Annotated in this window: 12 protein-coding genes and 1 pseudogene; 5 read left to right on the top strand and 8 right to left on the bottom strand. The window is 42.3% G+C overall.

Going from position 1 to position 16038, the window contains the following annotated elements; all coding sequences use genetic code 11:
- Window positions 1-88 precede the first annotated feature (88 nt).
- The 5 genes from AB6D80_RS14440 to AB6D80_RS14420 form a co-directional block, all read right to left on the bottom strand.
- Entirely contained in the window at window positions 89-901 is an 813-nt protein-coding gene (locus AB6D80_RS14440; protein WP_122046290.1) for a crotonase/enoyl-CoA hydratase family protein, read from the bottom strand.
- 221 nt (window positions 902-1122) lie between these two features.
- The gene (fhuB, locus tag AB6D80_RS14435; protein ID WP_371708132.1) at window positions 1123-3117 is read right to left on the bottom strand and encodes a Fe(3+)-hydroxamate ABC transporter permease FhuB; all 1995 of its coding nucleotides are present in this window, start codon (window positions 3115-3117) and stop codon (window positions 1123-1125) included.
- A 2-nt stretch (window positions 3118-3119) separates the two neighbouring features.
- On the bottom strand, window positions 3120-4070 hold the full coding sequence (locus AB6D80_RS14430; protein ID WP_371708131.1) for an iron-siderophore ABC transporter substrate-binding protein: 951 nt from the start codon (window positions 4068-4070) through the stop codon (window positions 3120-3122).
- 90 nt (window positions 4071-4160) lie between these two features.
- The gene (locus tag AB6D80_RS14425; RefSeq protein ID WP_371708130.1) at window positions 4161-6290 is read right to left on the bottom strand and encodes a TonB-dependent siderophore receptor; all 2130 of its coding nucleotides are present in this window, start codon (window positions 6288-6290) and stop codon (window positions 4161-4163) included.
- 246 nt (window positions 6291-6536) lie between these two features.
- Window positions 6537-7445: an AraC family transcriptional regulator gene (locus AB6D80_RS14420; protein WP_017103741.1), complete on the bottom strand. Its 909-nt coding sequence runs from the start codon at window positions 7443-7445 to the stop codon at window positions 6537-6539.
- A 219-nt stretch (window positions 7446-7664) separates the two neighbouring features.
- On the opposite strand from AB6D80_RS14420, the gene AB6D80_RS14415 reads away from it, so the two are divergent.
- Window positions 7665-8423, top strand: coding sequence for a siderophore ferric iron reductase (locus tag AB6D80_RS14415; RefSeq protein ID WP_372094022.1), 759 nt, complete (start codon window positions 7665-7667; stop codon window positions 8421-8423).
- A 77-nt stretch (window positions 8424-8500) separates the two neighbouring features.
- A complete protein-coding gene (locus tag AB6D80_RS14410) occupies window positions 8501-9286 on the top strand; it encodes an ABC transporter ATP-binding protein (protein ID WP_012600440.1) in 786 nt (261 codons plus the stop codon).
- A 152-nt stretch (window positions 9287-9438) separates the two neighbouring features.
- On the opposite strand, the gene AB6D80_RS14405 is transcribed toward AB6D80_RS14410, so the two are convergent.
- Window positions 9439-10632 carry a multidrug effflux MFS transporter gene (locus AB6D80_RS14405; protein ID WP_372188887.1) on the bottom strand — a complete coding sequence of 398 codons (1194 nt, stop codon included), beginning with the start codon at window positions 10630-10632 and terminating at the stop codon, window positions 9439-9441.
- Between the two features lie 297 nt (window positions 10633-10929).
- Between AB6D80_RS14405 and AB6D80_RS14400 the strand changes: the two genes are divergently transcribed.
- From AB6D80_RS14400 to AB6D80_RS14390, 3 genes and pseudogenes are all read left to right on the top strand, one after another.
- A complete protein-coding gene (locus AB6D80_RS14400) occupies window positions 10930-12042 on the top strand; it encodes a PQQ-dependent sugar dehydrogenase (protein WP_372188885.1) in 1113 nt (370 codons plus the stop codon).
- Window positions 12043-12462: 420 nt separating this feature from the next.
- A complete protein-coding gene (locus AB6D80_RS14395) occupies window positions 12463-12672 on the top strand; it encodes a cold-shock protein (RefSeq protein ID WP_004731543.1) in 210 nt (69 codons plus the stop codon).
- An 85-nt stretch (window positions 12673-12757) separates the two neighbouring features.
- A pseudogene (locus AB6D80_RS14390) lies at window positions 12758-13375 on the top strand (site-specific integrase); the annotation flags it as partial.
- Window positions 13376-13575: 200 nt separating this feature from the next.
- Here the strand turns inward: AB6D80_RS14390 and AB6D80_RS14385 are convergent.
- The gene (locus tag AB6D80_RS14385) at window positions 13576-15006 is read right to left on the bottom strand and encodes a hypothetical protein (RefSeq protein ID WP_017100123.1); all 1431 of its coding nucleotides are present in this window, start codon (window positions 15004-15006) and stop codon (window positions 13576-13578) included.
- Between the two features lie 109 nt (window positions 15007-15115).
- On the bottom strand, window positions 15116-15946 hold the full coding sequence (locus AB6D80_RS14380) for a hypothetical protein (RefSeq protein WP_017100124.1): 831 nt from the start codon (window positions 15944-15946) through the stop codon (window positions 15116-15118).
- Window positions 15947-16038: the final 92 nt, after the last annotated feature.

The following is a 16038-nucleotide window of genomic DNA, read 5'->3' as shown; positions in this document are numbered from 1 at the left end:
CGCTCATTTAGCCTTAGACATTAAATTGTTCTAAGGTTACCGCAAAGCCCTATAAACAAAAGTAATATCCATTATTCCTGTACAAACGCTATTTAAACTTTCTGGCTACGTAAGGGCGTGGTTTGTCTCGATGAATTTCACGTTGAGCAGCAATCGCCCTGTTCTTACCTAACCCAACCTTTATTTGATACCAAGTCTCGTAAAATAAGGCGAACCCAGGACTGGACCACCAAGTCTTGTTGTAGAGTTTCTTATTAGCAGCGACAACATCTGGCGACCGATTCGCGCACTCAAGTGCCAACGCATAGGCTTCAGCGTAAGGGTCTTCAGCAATCTTGGTCACCAATCCATATTCTTTCGCGGTTTCACAGTCGATCACTTTGGCCGTCATTGCCATTTCTAAGGTGTGATCTTTACGCATCAGCTCTCTAAATGCGATAGCGCCTCCCATGTCAGGAATCAACCCCCACTTCGCTTCCAATATCGAGAAGTTCGCATCTGGGCTAGCGATTCTAAAATCACCACCACTGGCTAATTGAAGCCCACCTCCCCAACAACGCCCGTGAATCGCAAAAATGACAGGGCAAGGGATCTCTCGCCAACCAATAGAAAAATACTGAGCCGCATTTGGCAACGTCGGCAACCATTTGAACAAAAGCTTCATCGCTCCAACTTTACTGTTCAATAACGATTTAACATCGAGCCCTGAACAAAAATCCGTACCATTACCTTTCACTATCACAGCGCGAATCTCGTTATTCTTTTTGAGTTCTCTGATCATATTATTGACGCCTTCAAACATCGCCATATCAATAGCGTTGAGCTTATCGGGTCTATTCAGCACAACGGTAGCAATTTGGTTTTCATCAATGGAACAAGTGATACGATCGAGGTTTGGCATGGTGGCTACCTTATGAGTGGTCAGACCTTTAGATTATACATTTTATTAACATATGCCAAACTTGCACATTAAGAAGCGAGACCTGTGTTGCTTAACACCTCCCCCTTACACAAACGACATCAATAAAAAAGCAGTGATAGTTCGCTCCATTCACTGCTTTTCATTCGTAGCTTTGATTGCCAGTAGCTTTGATAATCAAGGGCTCTCTGTTTTGACAGAACCTATGTTCTTCGAGATTTCAGTAACAAGAAGATGAAATAACTGCCACCAATAATTGAAACTAACGTCCCTGCTGCAAGCTGCGCTGGGAACACCACCACTTGCCCTAACCAGTCTGCAAATAGCATGAGAGCAGCACCAATTAAAAACGACAAGATGATCTGCTCTCGAACCAAGCGAGCCCCCATCATTGCAGCGATATGCGGAGCTAACAAGCCGACAAATGCGACTGGCCCCATGGTGGTTGTCACGACCGAGCATAAGATCGCAACAATGCACAACAATGCCACGTAGGCGAGATTGATATTTAACCCTCTGGCACTCGCGAACTGACGTCCAGTCGCAATTAAGGTCACCCAACGACTCAACAGTAAAGCAGCCCCGATAGAAGCCGTTATCACCATGGCCAAAATCATTGCTGATTCAGGTTCAACACGATAGGTAGACCCCGCTAACCAAGCCAATAAAGTGTATTTCCCCTCACCCACTCGCGTTAAAGAGAATTGCACCAAAGCTTCTAGCATTGCGGTGAGCGAGATACCAGTCAGGATTAAAATAGACGGCGCAAACTGGTGCTTCTTGCCAAGAAGTAACAATAAACACAGTGCAATCGCACTGCCCAAAAACGCAACCCACGGGCTCAAGGAGTGAATCGAATATCCCATAAACAGGCTACTGAAAATCAACGCCAGAACTGCGCCCGCCGACACACCAAGAATGTCCGGGCTTGCAAGCGGATTGTAGACTAACCTTTGTAAAATTACGCCAGCAACCGCCAAACCGCCACCAGCGAATATCGCGGTTAACATTCTCGGCCAACGAATCGACCATTCAAAAGCGTCTGGGATAACAAAATAGCCCATATCAGAAGAAGGCTGTGAGAGCGTACTCAACGCCAACAACCCGAAAAGCACTGTGCCCAACAAGAAGTAAGCCAAAGGTGAAATAAACTTTGGGCCTTTAGGCATCGAGAAAAACAGCTGATCTTGAGCCGATAATTGCTTTCTCGCAATAATGATCAACGCTGGAGCGCCAATCACCGCGGTTGCCGTTCCTGTTGGAATCATATCCAAAGACCATTGCGCCAAGAAAATCGCCAAGCTGTCAGTGACACACAGCAGTAACGCACCTAATACACAGCTTGCGACGAGTTCAGATTTGGCCTTTAGAAAACCTAAATGCCTAGCGATATTAGGGGCAATCAAACCAATAAAGCTGATCACACCCACCGAGGTAATCGATACGGAAACCAACCAAACGCCAATCGCCATCAATACAAAGAATGTTGCGCCAATATTGAGCCCGCGTGCTGCTGCCCCTTCAGTGCCAATCGAAAGTAAAGTCAGGACTCTTGGCGCCAATAAGATGATGGCAAAGATCGGAAGTAGCTTAGGCATCAGCCAAATTACTTGTTCCCAACCGTTCTGTCCTAGATCACCCGCTCCCCATACAAACAAGTTCTGTGCGTACTGGTCGTTAAGCAGGATAATTGCTGTCGCAAATGCCCCTAGCAACAAGTTGACCGCCATGCCCGCCAAAACAATTGGCAAGCCGTTCATGTTTTTGATTCCGACAATCGAAACAATCAGCCCCATCGCGAGCAGTGCACCGATCAGAGCGAACCAAACTGAATACTGAGCAACCAACATCGGCGCAACCACATTCAGAATAACCAGACCAAGCCATGCTCCTGACGATGTACCTAAGGTTAGCGGCGACATCATGCGATTTTGTGTCAGTTGTTGAAACAGGCTACCGATGGTGCCGAGTGTTCCGCCAACCAAGATCGCCATGACCAAGCGAGGCAAGTTGACGTAGGCTAACGCCATCAACTCGAATGAATCATCAACCATTGAGTTGAATCTCGCGCTGTCACTGATCAGTGAAACTTGCTGGAGCAGCTCACCGATAGGGCCAAATTCAGATTGCCCTAACCATAAATGAACAAGGGAAGCGAAAAACAGCGCTGCCCCCATCACCAAACCACTGGATTTCATTACTACTCCGCTAACGTCAACAGCGATTGCGCCATAGCTTCTGCGTTATACAAAATCGACATTGCACCACCGTAACTCCAACTTGCCGCTACTGGGCTAAATTGACCGTTACGAACAAAAGGCATGCTCTTCCAAACCGGAGATCGGTCTAACTTTTCTTGATATGGAAAAGGTTCAAAGTAAAGCGCAATGCCCTTCTTTACGTTCTTAAGTTCAGTCATTCGTTTTTGACTGATGCCCCACTGACTCGCAGGAAGATCCATCGCATTTTCAAAACCAAGCTTTTCGAGTGCGTATTGTGGAATCGAATTATCGCCGTAGATAAACACCGATGTGGTACTCGCAAAACGGAAAGAAGTAACTTTTGGCTTGTCACCCGGATACGCTTTGTCTAACTCAGCTTTTAGAACAGCGATACGTTCATCCATCACAGTCAATTTGTTGTTCGCTTGTTCTTCTTTGCCAAGTAACTGGCCAATCTTCTTGAAGTTCTCGATAGCAGCCGCAGCATTGCTGTGCTGTTCACTGTACGTTTGGTAGTAAAGCACGGGCCCGATTTCAGAAAGTCGTTCCTGAAGATCTTTCTGCGGTGAAGCGATGAGAATCACATCAGGGTTTAGCTTTTTCAAAGCAGAAAAGTTGGGCTCAGTTCGAGTGCCAATGTCCACCACGCTTTCTGGGATCGCAGGTTGAACAACCCAATCGGTGTAACCTGCAATATCAGGGACCGCGACTGGCGTAACACCGAGTTCAATCACTTGTTCAGCAATGTCCCAGTTCAGCGCAGCCACTCTAACGGGCTGAGCTTCAAGGGTTTTAACGCCCTCACTGTCTTCAACTTGGTAATCGGCCATCGCATTAAACGATAAAGCGCTCGCTAATACGGATACCGCCAGCTTTATATGCAAGCTCTTTATTTTAGAAACATGGGAAGCTATTCGTTGTAAATTCATATTGTTGCCTACTCAATCTAAATTCTATATTTATTCAAACGACAAAAGCAGCCCAGTAATGGCTGCTTTAAATTGATAACCCTAACTTAGTTAGAATTCGTAATTAACATTAAATTCTACAGTTTGCTCTTGACCGTACCAGCAATAGCTCTCATTCCAACAAGTGTAATACTCTTCATTGAATATGTTATTTGCAACGACATTAGCTGTTGCATTCTTAAGCGAGCTGTTAACCTCTCCTAAGTCATAACCTAGAGACAAATCAACTAAAGTATATGATGGTACTTGGCCTTTATTTTTGTCTGACGTATCGTTTAGAACAGTTTCTCCCACATAACGCACGCCACCGCCGACTCTAAGGCCACTCATTGCACCACTACGTACAAAGTAGTTAGCCCAAACATTTGCAGTATGATCTGGTACAAATACTGGTGTTTGTCCGATATTTGACGCATTTCTATCTTCCGTAATTTCCATATCGGTGTATGTGTAGTTCGCCAACACATCCAAGTTTTCAGTGACTTGTGCTCGTCCTTCCAACTCAATACCTTGTGAGCGAATCTCGCCAACTGAAGTCCATGGTGAAGCGCCATCAGGACGAACTCCAACATTTTTCTTATTCACTTGGAACAGAGCCATCGAACCTGAAATCATATTCTCATATGAGTCATACTTAAGACCAAACTCGACTTGTTCACCGGTTTCAGGATCTAAGTTATTACCGTTAGTATCTAACTTTACACTCGGTTCAAAACTGGTAGCAAAGTTAGCAAATGGAGATAAACCGTTATCAAATTTGTACAAAGCGCCTAAGCGGTATGAGAAGTTTGTATCATCAGTATCCGTTTTGCTTGGTGAACCACCCAATACTGATACTTTTGTCGTTGTTTCGACTTTGTCAAAACGACCACCAGCAATGAACACCCAATTATCAATCAACATCTGATCTTGGAAATAGAAACCAAGCTGACTCACTTCAATGTCGTTATTTTGATAATACGTTTTTGTAAAATCATTCGGATTCAGCTTATTGTTATTTGGATTGTAAAGGTTGATGCTATCAACACCTGCGAAAGCGTCGTAGGCTACATCACCCTCTGTGTTTCGATAATCCACACCAAAAAGTAAATAGTGATCCAATGAGCCAGTCGACACTAAGCCCGATAGTTGGTTATCAACACTAATACCCGTAGAACTTTCATCGGTGCTATATGCCGAACGAGCTAATGAGCCAGTTGAAGCATCAAAATTGCCACTGCTAGTACTTTCTTGATAAAAGTCAGTTTTCATATAACGGAAATTCTGAAGAAATGCCCAATTTGAGTTGAAATCATGGTTAAATTTATAACCAGTAATCAAGAAATCACGTTTGATGGTGTTGTAATTAACATCCCCGGCAAATGTCGAAGGTGAGACTTTTCCTGATTCAATCGCCGCTAATGGGAGTGTCACGTTCTGACCTAGTGCAGGGTCATTCTGATAATAAAGATTGAAGTTAATAAAGGTTTTATCAGACACATACCAATCGATTGATGGCGCAATCACATAGCGCTCTTCCTCAACGCCGTCTACTTGCGTATCTTTCTTACGACCCAGAGCAACCAAGCGATAAGCAACGTTGTCACTCAAAGCACCCGTTGTATCAATTGAAGCTTCAACTAAGTTATCTAAACTCGTTGCTAAGCCAATTTTTGTAGACTCTTCAAACTTAGGCGCTTTTGCGATGATATTAACCATGCCTCCTGGTGGCATTGATCCGTAAAGAACCGATGTTGGACCTTTAAATATTTCCAAACGCTCCATCGCAATAGGATCAATCTGAGGTTGTACGTTCCATCCAGGAAGGATTGGCAACATCATTCCGTCATAATAGTTATTCGTAGAGTCAAAACCGCGAATTTTAACCCAATCACTAAGAACCACTGCACCACCTTTATTCTCGGTTGATACACCTGGTGCATAACGAAGAGCTTGCATTACAGACTTAACACCACGTTGTTCCATCTGTTCGCTTTCGATAACGTTAAGTGTTTGCGGCGTTTCTTCTGGTGCTAAAACGGTTTTCGTTGCTGTATTACGGTAGGCTTTACCCATAACAGTAATAGTTTCTACATTCAAATCTGCCGAAGTAGCGGTATCTTCCGCGAATGCTTGCGCTGAAAACGCAGTCAGCAACGCAACTGCCAATGATGAATACTTAAAACGAGTGTGAGTGGTCATGATTCCCTCGGTACCAATGCTTAATTGTAAATAGTAATAAATCTCATTTGCATTGTATGTATCTAGAGATGGGATAATTAACAATTTGGTGCAAATTCAAAAAGAACTTGGCCTATTTTGAGTAAAACTAGGTCAATTGCTGATTAAACACACAATTGATCTAGTAACATTTGACCTAGTAGCGTTTGACCTTGTAACACAAAGGCTTTTGAGAAGGGGGGAGAAAGTCGGAGAGCTGAAATATGACTACGATTTAATAATAGGAACCCAGTACTCCATTTCCGCATCAGAAGCATGAGCTTGATAACCAAATGGGTACATCTCAAGTTCATAACCATCAACGCCACGATAACCTGAATTTGGAAGCCAATTAAGCACAAACCAACTTAGAGTATGGGGTAGATGCTCTATAGGACCACGGTGCTTCACTACAGCATAGGTTTGCTTCGGAATCGTCAGCACCTCTAACTTATCAGAGATAATACTAGGCAGTTGCGGGATAGAGATCTCGTCATGAAGCTCAACGCCCGCCCAATAGTAAATATTGGTTCCGTCAAAACAAGACTGAGTCAGGTCAACAACGCCAATAAACTGGAGCATGTTGGCGTCAGGGATTTCAACCTCACCTTCTAAACGTGACCATAGCTGAGGGACTTTCTGCGCGAAGTCTTGCGTGAGTGAAAACAAGCCACTGATTTCTGATGTCATTCCTTTCACTAAGAAAGGCTCTCTTTCATCAATGCGTACTTCCACAAAGCTTAACGCCCTATTTTCTGAATTACTCACCGTTTCTGATACTTGTATCGGCTTTTTTAACCCTACTCTTTTGCCTGCTTTTCTATACTGACTTGGGCTTACCCCAAACATTTGCTTAAACGAACGGCTAAAGCTTATTTCTGAATTGAATCCGAGACCAAGCGCAATATCGATAACACGATCTTTTCCATCAAGCAGCTCTTCGGCAGCCTGACTTAACTTTAGCTCTCTCACATAGTTCGCCACGGTAAGCCCTGTTTCGGCTTGAAACACTCTTTGCAGCTGCCAACGAGACCAACAGCTTTGCGTCGCCAAATCTTCTAGCGATAACGCAGAACTAAGATTCGCATGGATATAAGCCAGAACGCGGCTGATACGGTCAAATGCAGGTGTGTTCATATTCAAGCTTTCATCTTCTCTATTTTTGACTAGGGCGTGTTGGGTTCAACAATACTTTTATCACTTAAAGTGGCTTTTATCACTGAAAAAAGGACAGCCCACCCAAACTTTATAAATCTCAAAAACGTAAAAAGCACCGAGTAGATGCTCCATTTTGTATGGTTATCCTCGACTATGTTCGTTATGATAACGCAACTGATTCTCATTTATTGATTTAAGATGCTTCCCCAACTGCACAATATTATCACTCGTCGGAAAGCCCCGTCTCTACATCAAAAAATCTTCGCTTACTCAAAACAAGTGAGCCCTTATTTAAGCGGAAGCTTTGGTGCACATAATAACAAGAGCATTGCGGTAACAAATGAGAATAGCCATAAAGAGCTCAAACGAGTTTACGATGCTCTTTCGCAAAGCCACCCAGAAGCAGGCAAAGCGTATTGGTTAACGCGAACCTGGGATCTCGTGTGTTGGCAGCCTATCTATGTGACTTTCATTTCTATCTATGGGCTTCATTCATTGCCCGACATCAAGAATATCGGTCAATTTAGATACAAAGAGTTCATTACTGGCTACCGCTTCTTTAATGGTGATCATCAACATGGTTCACCAGAAGAGCTGATTCCCGATGCTGGTGAAGCCATTCTTGCACTGACTGAGTTTTATCGAAGCCAGATCAGTGAATGGACACGTATTCGCCCAGGATTTACCAATCATTTATTGGCCGATCTATTGTTAGGCAGTTTGATAAAACTTCAGCAACACGAACCAAGCCTGACCAACGATTACATTATTGCGCAAGCTAAGCTTTGGTTAGAAGCATGCCAGTTGTCTGAGAATCATTTAGACAGCCTTAAAGTAGACTCTAGTTCGGGGATGTTAAAACTGATCAGAATCAGCTGCTGCCTGGTTTATAAGTGCGATTCAAGAAAGTACTGTGATAATTGCCCTAGGCATCCAGACAACAAAAAAATCGCTTAGTCACGCCATTTATTAAAGTTCAATACGACGAGCCTTCTCCCATTGAGCTTCGCTACTGATCTAATTACAGGACTGACATGTTTCAGCTTTCAAACATAAAAATTGTTCGTGATGAACGAACCATTCTCTCAATCGAAGACCTCACGATTCCGACCAATGAACTGACAGTCGTTCTTGGCCATAATGGTTCGGGTAAATCTACACTCGTTAATTTACTCTCAGGGCAGATGTCGCCGGATCACGGCAGCGTGGAACTAGACGGCGCTTCCCTCTCTTCATTCAAAAGCAAAGATTTAGCGAAAAAAATTGCTTATCTACCGCAAAAGCTCCCCGCTTCTGCAGGCTTAACCGTAGAAGAGTTGGTTCGTTTAGGTCGCTTCCCATGGAGAGGCGCGCTAGGCCGTTGGAATTCAGAAGATAAGTCGATTATCCAACAAGCGATGGAAAGAACCGGTGTCACTGAATTCTCGCAAGCCTTGGCGGATGATTTATCTGGAGGAGAGCGTCAACGCGCGTGGGTATCGATGTTGTTGGCTCAGCAATCACCAGTACTAATCCTTGATGAACCAACTTCGGCACTGGATGTGCATCATCAGTTTCAGCTTATGGGTTTACTGTCTGAACTCAACAAAACGGAAAATGTTGGGGTGATCGTCATTTTGCACGATTTGAATCTAGCACTGCGTTACGCGACACACATCGTTGCACTGAAAAAAGGTCAGATTGCTTTTGAAGGCAGTGCGGATAAGTTACTTGATGAACAAGCGCTATCAGCTTTGTATGAGTCTCCGATTCGACTGATCGATCATCCAGTTCCAGCTAAGACAGCAGCAAGTGAGAAGGTTGCAGTCGTCTGTGAATAGTTCGGGCATTTCAGCTTAAGTCCAAGTTCTAAGCTCTAAGCTCTAAGCTCTAAGCTCTAAGCTCTAAGCATAAAGAAGGCCATTGAAGTCTCAGAACTTTAATGGCCTTTTCGTTTTTCACTCGCTAGCTAAATAATTAAATAACTAATTAACTAGCTCAGCTGCGACTCTCTCGCTTCTTGACTACTGAAACCACGAAAAATATTAATCAGGGTAATAAGAGTGAAAAACATGATGACAAGCGATAAATGCCACGCTTCTCCTAGCCCTAGTTGAACTAGCCCCATACTCACCATTGAAGACACCACCATCTGCCCGCCGCCAGACATCGCAGCAGCAGCGCCAGCGTTCTTCTTATAAGGCAACATCACCAACGCCTGAGCACAAGGCAACGCAATACCATTGCCAAGAATCATCAAGAACTGGCCAAGCATGAGATACAAAGGCTCAAGTGGGCAAAAGAAAAGCCACAACGCCGCAGAGATATGCAATACAGGGGTACATAACAGAGTTTTCTTGTTGCCCAACATGGGGCGAATACGGTTACATAAACTTGTTCCACCCAGCATGCCTAAAGCAGGAATCACCGCCCACATCGCGTATTCATCAGACGTCATGCCAATCTGGTTTTGCATAATAAATGGCATCACTGATACGGTGGTGATCATCAAACTAAAGTTAAGCCAGCCAATACTCGCAAAACTCATAAAATAGCGAGAAGTTAGCAACTCTTTGTATTGAGAAACCATTTTCTTTGGCGAAGGAATAGCGGAGATCTGAGTGACGGTTTCCATAAACTTGAACGCCAAAACCATCCAAGCTAATGAGACATAGCCAAGTAGCGAGATGAACACCATGCTCCAGCCAAAATGGAAGTTAATAAAGCCGCCGATTACGGGCGCAATCAAAGGTGTAATAGACGCGACCATCGCAATATAGGACATAGCTAAAGGTAAATCTGCCCCACTGAATCTATCCCGCGTGGAAGCACGAGCAAGTACAGCGCAACAACCCGTTCCTAAGCCTTGCAGAAAACGCCCCATCACCATGCTAGTAAATGAATGGCTAAAGAAGATGATCATTAATAGTCCCAGCATGGCGATTAATAATCCGCTCAGCAGTACTTTCTTGCGCCCTAGAGCATCGGAAATTGGACCATAGATAAACTGAGAAGGTCCAAAACCTAACAAATAGACACTCACCAGAAGCTGAGCTTGCTCTAGCGAAACATCAAAGTCTTTCGCGATCCATGGTAATGATGGAAATACCAGCCCCATACTGAGTTGGCCGATGCTGATGACCAAACACGCAAGTAGGATCGATTTAAAGTCAAATCGACGACTCATGATGTAAAGTATCCAATATAACAGCTGTTTTGAGATCGGGTGGTTTGAGAATAGATAGCTTGAGTATCAACCTGACAACATACAGACAGAGAAAACAGCGAAGATGTTGCAAGGGTAGTATTCATTATGCTCCGAAGGAATCGAATAGAGAATGGCAGGCTAAACATACGTGAGCTTGCTTACTCATACAACACTGGTTGAACTAAATAAATGAATAGTCACTTTTCAGTAACCCAACCTTTGCACCTGTCGACCACAAGCTAAACTAATACCACGTCATGAAAACAAAGGACTCCCATGAACAATCATCATCGTATTATTTCCTATGCTTTGGCACTCATCGCATCGAGTCCAATATCCTCTGCTTTTGCATGGCAAGTAGAGAAGATCACCGACGGACTCGTGATCCCTTGGGGGTTGGCTTATATCAACGATAACTCCATGCTAGTAACAGAAAAAGCTGGCGTCATTAAACAGGTTGATTTAAAGACGGGTGAGCAAAGCACACTGTTCAGGCTGCCCAATGTTTGGGCGAAAGGCCAAGGTGGTCTGTTGGATATCGCGCTCTCCCCTTTTGAAAACGAAAAGTTCTACGTCACTTACAGTAAAGACGTCGATGGTGAAGGCGTAACGACACTGGCTTCTGCTAATTACAGCAATAATGAAGTTACCAATTGGACAGACGTGTTTGTATCTAAATCCAGAACGAACACCGGACGTCACTTTGGTAGCCGTATCACCTTTGATGATAGCCACCTGTATTTTTCAATCGGCGACCGTGGTGATCGAGACAACGGCCAAGACACCATGACTCACGCCGGATCAATATTACGATTGGATGCTGATGGAAGCACACCAAGCGATAACCCATTCTCGGATAACAGCAAGGTGCTCAATGAGATTTGGAGCTATGGCCATCGTAACCCACAAGGCTTGTATTACGACTTCCCGACCCAGAAGCTGTGGTCGATTGAACATGGTCCGCGAGGCGGTGACGAAATCAACTTAATAAAAGCAGGTGCCAACTACGGGTGGCCTGTCACATCACACGGAAAAGAGTATTGGGGCCCAATTAGCGTAGGCGAGTCTGAAACTAAGGATGGCATTGAAGCGCCGAAAAAAGTCTATGTCCCTTCAATCGCTCCGGGCAGCTTGATTGTTTACCAAGGTGACAAATACCCAGAGTTGAAAGGAAAGCTGCTGGCCGGCGCGCTTAAACTTACCCACATCAATATTGTGACAGTCAATGGACAAGGTGAAACAATTAAAGAGGAACGTATTTTAGAAGATTTAGGCGAGAGGATAAGAGACATTGAAACTTCACCAAGCGGCGACATCTTTTTCAGTACCGATAATGGCAACCTGTATCGCTTGAAAAGTAGTCAAAAGCTCGCTCCAATAGACACATGATGCTTACCGTGAGATTTATAAATATAAGCCGTTAAAATTGAGGCCAGGCACCAATTAGCGGCTTAATAATTTGGAAAATAAATGTGCCAAAACAGTGCAATTACTCCAAATTCGTCATCAATTTCGACCACCTTTTTCACAAAAACTACAACAAATCACCATACAACTGTAACTCCATGATATTTAAGGAATGCAAAGTTTGACTACCCCCAAGTTTCTGCAACCTTCCACTATGGATTCGATTGACTATCCCCTAATTTGATTTAGACTTCATCTCGGCTAGAAAGAAAGTTCTTTGTATATAAACATTTCGTTGGATTACTAGTAACCCCGTTGTGTTGTACGCAATAGCAATAAACTTTTCCGCGCTATCAGTGCCACAATTGGCTCAAAATAAAAATTTAATTTTAGGATATCATCATGTCTAACACAGTTACTGGTAAAGTAAAATGGTTCAACGAAACTAAAGGCTTCGGCTTCATCGAGCAAGAAAACGGCCCAGACGTATTTGCACACTTCTCTGCAATCACAGGCGACGGTTTCAAAACTCTTGCTGAAGGCCAACAAGTTGAGTTCACTGTATCTCAAGGTCAAAAAGGCCCACAAGCTGACAGCATCAAAGTACTTTAATTTAGTATTTTAAAGCTTTCTAAAAATAGCCAGCCTCCGCTGGCTATTTTTTTACCCGCTATTCAAAGATTTAAGGTAGTTAGTTCTATTCAACGTTTTCGCGAACGTGAACACATTCTTAGAAGCAACACCCATTCTGTATGAGATGAAGCTCATCGGTAAATCAGAGAAACGAACAAGACGCCCTACAACCGATGAAATAGACCTGTTAAAAGAAGCACTAGAAGAACGTGAGCAACGCAGAGAAAACAAAATCCCCTACTCCGTGCTTCTAGACTTCAGCATCCTGAGCTGTATGAGAGTCAGCGAAGTCTGTGGTATTCGCTGGGAAGACTTAAACGAAGAACTTAGAACAGTGATCGTACGTGACCGAAAAGACCCACGTAAGAAAGAAGGCAACCACATGGTCGTTCCTCTACTTGGTGAAGCGTTTGATATTGTGATGAAGCAAGAGCGTAATGGAGAATTAATTTTTCCTTACAACCCACGCTCAGTTGGTCGAGGCTTTGTTGAAGTGTGTCAAAAGGTTGGGATTGATAACCTACGCTATCATGACCTACGCCGTGAACGTGCAAGCCGCTTGTTCGAAAAAGGCTTTACCATTGAGGAGGTTGCTCAAGTAACTGGTCATAGGAACCTAAATACCTTGTGGCAGGTTTATACCCAGCTGTTTCCGCATAAATTGCATGACCGTAAAATATAAAAGCGATTAGTGGTTTGTAGTGAATATAAAAATATTGACTCGAAGGGATCTGTTTGTGCTCACAAATAGAACGCCTTCTCGATGGTGAACAAAAGCTATTTAACCTATCGAAGTCTTGGACAAAAACGATTTAGGTTGCTGTTACTAAACCGTTTCTGTGAGATTAGATAAGGTATTTTGACCTTTAAACGTTTGTGAAACTATTCCTCCTTCTTTTGAGTCGCAAGATAAGTAAGAAAGTCGTTTCTTTTTTGGTACATAAATGCAACATCCCTTATAAAGATCGACCTTTCGTGGTGTTCGATGAATGGTTTAACTAACTTCTGTATATGTTTATACGTATCAATATCAAAATCATACGATGGTAGATGCTCAAGGAAATCATGTGCGCAAGAGTTTCGATAATCATATATTTCCCTTAACCCATCATCGAGTAATTTTTTGAGATGGGATTCAGGAGTAAGATCAGAGCCAATAAAAGATCTCAAATATTTATATTTTTGCTCCCATCTAAGCTCTTCACGTTCAAACGTGTCTCGAACGACTTGGACATCGAACATTCCGCCGACTATAGACTCTAAAATAGCCTGTGTTACTATCAGAGATTCGAGGTAAAGGCCTTGGTTAAATAGAAATCTAATCCTGTTAAATGCAACATCTACTGGTTGGTAGTCCCAATTCAATTCGCTTGGAAATATAGATATTTGCGAATCATCCAATTTAGAAATTGGTTGCAAACTCTCGGTACCATCTGAGTATCTAATTTTCATACAACACATATCACCTATACGATCTCTAGACATTAAAGGAATATCTTTTCTATGAGCTTGCATATTGATCATGCCAATAACTCGATTACTGTAGTGAAGGATCGGAACCCATATATAATCCTGCAATGTTAACCAATCAAAATACCACTGAGTTCTTGGACCACTAGATCTACTCCTCTTGCTTAAAGCAAGTTCTCGTGACATTGAAGCATCCAATGAGGGTTTTTCATGCTCTATAGCATTAAGTGACCAGTTAAAGATTTTTTTTATATTTTTCAGGTTTGCTTCGAATTTAAAGACTACACCTTTGGTATAATCTAAGCTCTCTTGCATATGGGTGTTTTCACTAAAGTAATTATCTTCTATTGATTGGATTAACCGTGCTTTAATATCGAAATCAAGATCAAGCACTGAACTATCAATCGCACAACTCTCTGTAGCCTTATAATTAGAGTCTTTTAGTTGATGATTTCTTGGTAAAAAAACTGAAAATTCAATACTTTTCACCCATGGTTCATTTTCTGTTTTTATAATCTTAATTAATTCTCTTTCTATTAAATCTCTAATTTGCATTGAAATTGGATTTTCATGTTCATCTGTAAACATACCTATATTTGTTTTGTAGTGGAGTAGTTCACCGTCGGTATTTGTTACAAGCTGTACCCATTCTAGCTTCGGCTCAATTTTTAACTTATTATCTATAATGTATTCAGTAATATCATTAAAATTACTGTTACCTTTCGGTATACAAGTATGTCTATTATCGGTATTGATTAAATAATTTGACACTTCCCCATAACAATCGTATTGGCACGAAAATTCCGCGCCTGTATCTAATAAATTTATATATTGATTAGTCATAATATCTCCGGATAATTAAACGCCAAGTTAAAGTGCGATCCGCGTCATCGCCTAAATTCCATAAGTAAAAAGATAAACGTTGGACAGAAAGGTTCCGCGCTTAATCAACTTAGCTATCGTTATTGTTCTTTTTAGCAAAAAACCTTTTTCTATTACTATTGAATGAGGGTGATAAAACGTTATCTGAAAAAGTGGTAAGTTTGTTGATGTCAAACACCAATGAGAACAAAGATTGTCCCGTAAGATCTCGCAACCTTTCTAGTTCCTCAAAGCGGTCTTTTTTCAAGTAGGCATTCATTTCATCGATTGATTCAGGTTTATTAGGACTAACGTCAAAATGACTATGTGCTAAAAAGTTAAAATTAAAAATCTTTTCAAGGACTTCTGTTTCAACCCTATAAGTCCAAATCGCCTTTTCTTGTCCAATAAATTGGTACTTGATATCTCGTCTAGGAACGTATCTAGCAGATTCCAACAACAAGGCGACACACTCAAGCTTTCGCTCTAAGCCATGCTTTCGAAAAATATGTTGATTCATATTATAGTAGTCATTCAGTTCTACCAGTTGGTTGAAGTGATTCGACAATTCTAAATACTTTATCTGAGGGTCTTGTTTTGGTGATGTTTCCCCATACTTCATATCAGGTCGCAGATATGTGTTGAGAAAAAAATTTATTGACTGTTCAGCTTCAACTAACATCTTACGAAAAGTAAGTAGTTGTTCAGCTTCATACTTTAAAAAGCTGTCGTTAAGCCATTGTTTTTTCTGATTACTCGCAGAAAGAACAGTGAACGCAACGGCTGCTGTTGAAGTTAGCATTGCAAAAATGCTAGCTAAATCAGCGAAGCTCATATCAGGATAACGGTGTAGAGTTATCATTATTATCAAGTAAGTAATAACAACAATGCCGACAATCAATCCTTTATTTTTTTCTAACATTCTAATCTCTATTGCTAATCGATGGATTCTGGTGAAGCCCCTATCTGGCAGGGTAGTTGTCACTGTTAAAATTTAACCAGTTTGGGCGATAA

Source organism: Vibrio sp. 10N.247.310.17 (assembly GCF_041466605.1).
Lineage (GTDB): Bacteria > Pseudomonadota > Gammaproteobacteria > Enterobacterales > Vibrionaceae > Vibrio > Vibrio tasmaniensis_A.
This window is presented reverse-complemented; position numbering and strand designations above follow the sequence as displayed.

Coding starts and splice junctions, on each gene's coding strand:
- AB6D80_RS14410 (WP_012600440.1), top strand. CDS start 8,501: ATGTTTCAGCTTTCAAACATAAAAATTGTTCGTGATGAACGAACCATT.
- AB6D80_RS14415 (WP_372094022.1), top strand. CDS start 7,665: ATGCTTCCCCAACTGCACAATATTATCACTCGTCGGAAAGCCCCGTCT.
- AB6D80_RS14420 (WP_017103741.1), bottom strand. CDS start 7,445: ATGAACACACCTGCATTTGACCGTATCAGCCGCGTTCTGGCTTATATC.
- AB6D80_RS14400 (WP_372188885.1), top strand. CDS start 10,930: ATGAACAATCATCATCGTATTATTTCCTATGCTTTGGCACTCATCGCA.
- fhuB (WP_371708132.1), bottom strand. CDS start 3,117: ATGAAATCCAGTGGTTTGGTGATGGGGGCAGCGCTGTTTTTCGCTTCC.
- AB6D80_RS14440 (WP_122046290.1), bottom strand. CDS start 901: ATGCCAAACCTCGATCGTATCACTTGTTCCATTGATGAAAACCAAATT.
- AB6D80_RS14425 (WP_371708130.1), bottom strand. CDS start 6,290: ATGACCACTCACACTCGTTTTAAGTATTCATCATTGGCAGTTGCGTTG.
- AB6D80_RS14430 (WP_371708131.1), bottom strand. CDS start 4,070: ATGAATTTACAACGAATAGCTTCCCATGTTTCTAAAATAAAGAGCTTG.
- AB6D80_RS14395 (WP_004731543.1), top strand. CDS start 12,463: ATGTCTAACACAGTTACTGGTAAAGTAAAATGGTTCAACGAAACTAAA.
- AB6D80_RS14405 (WP_372188887.1), bottom strand. CDS start 10,632: ATGAGTCGTCGATTTGACTTTAAATCGATCCTACTTGCGTGTTTGGTC.
- AB6D80_RS14380 (WP_017100124.1), bottom strand. CDS start 15,946: ATGTTAGAAAAAAATAAAGGATTGATTGTCGGCATTGTTGTTATTACT.
- AB6D80_RS14385 (WP_017100123.1), bottom strand. CDS start 15,006: ATGACTAATCAATATATAAATTTATTAGATACAGGCGCGGAATTTTCG.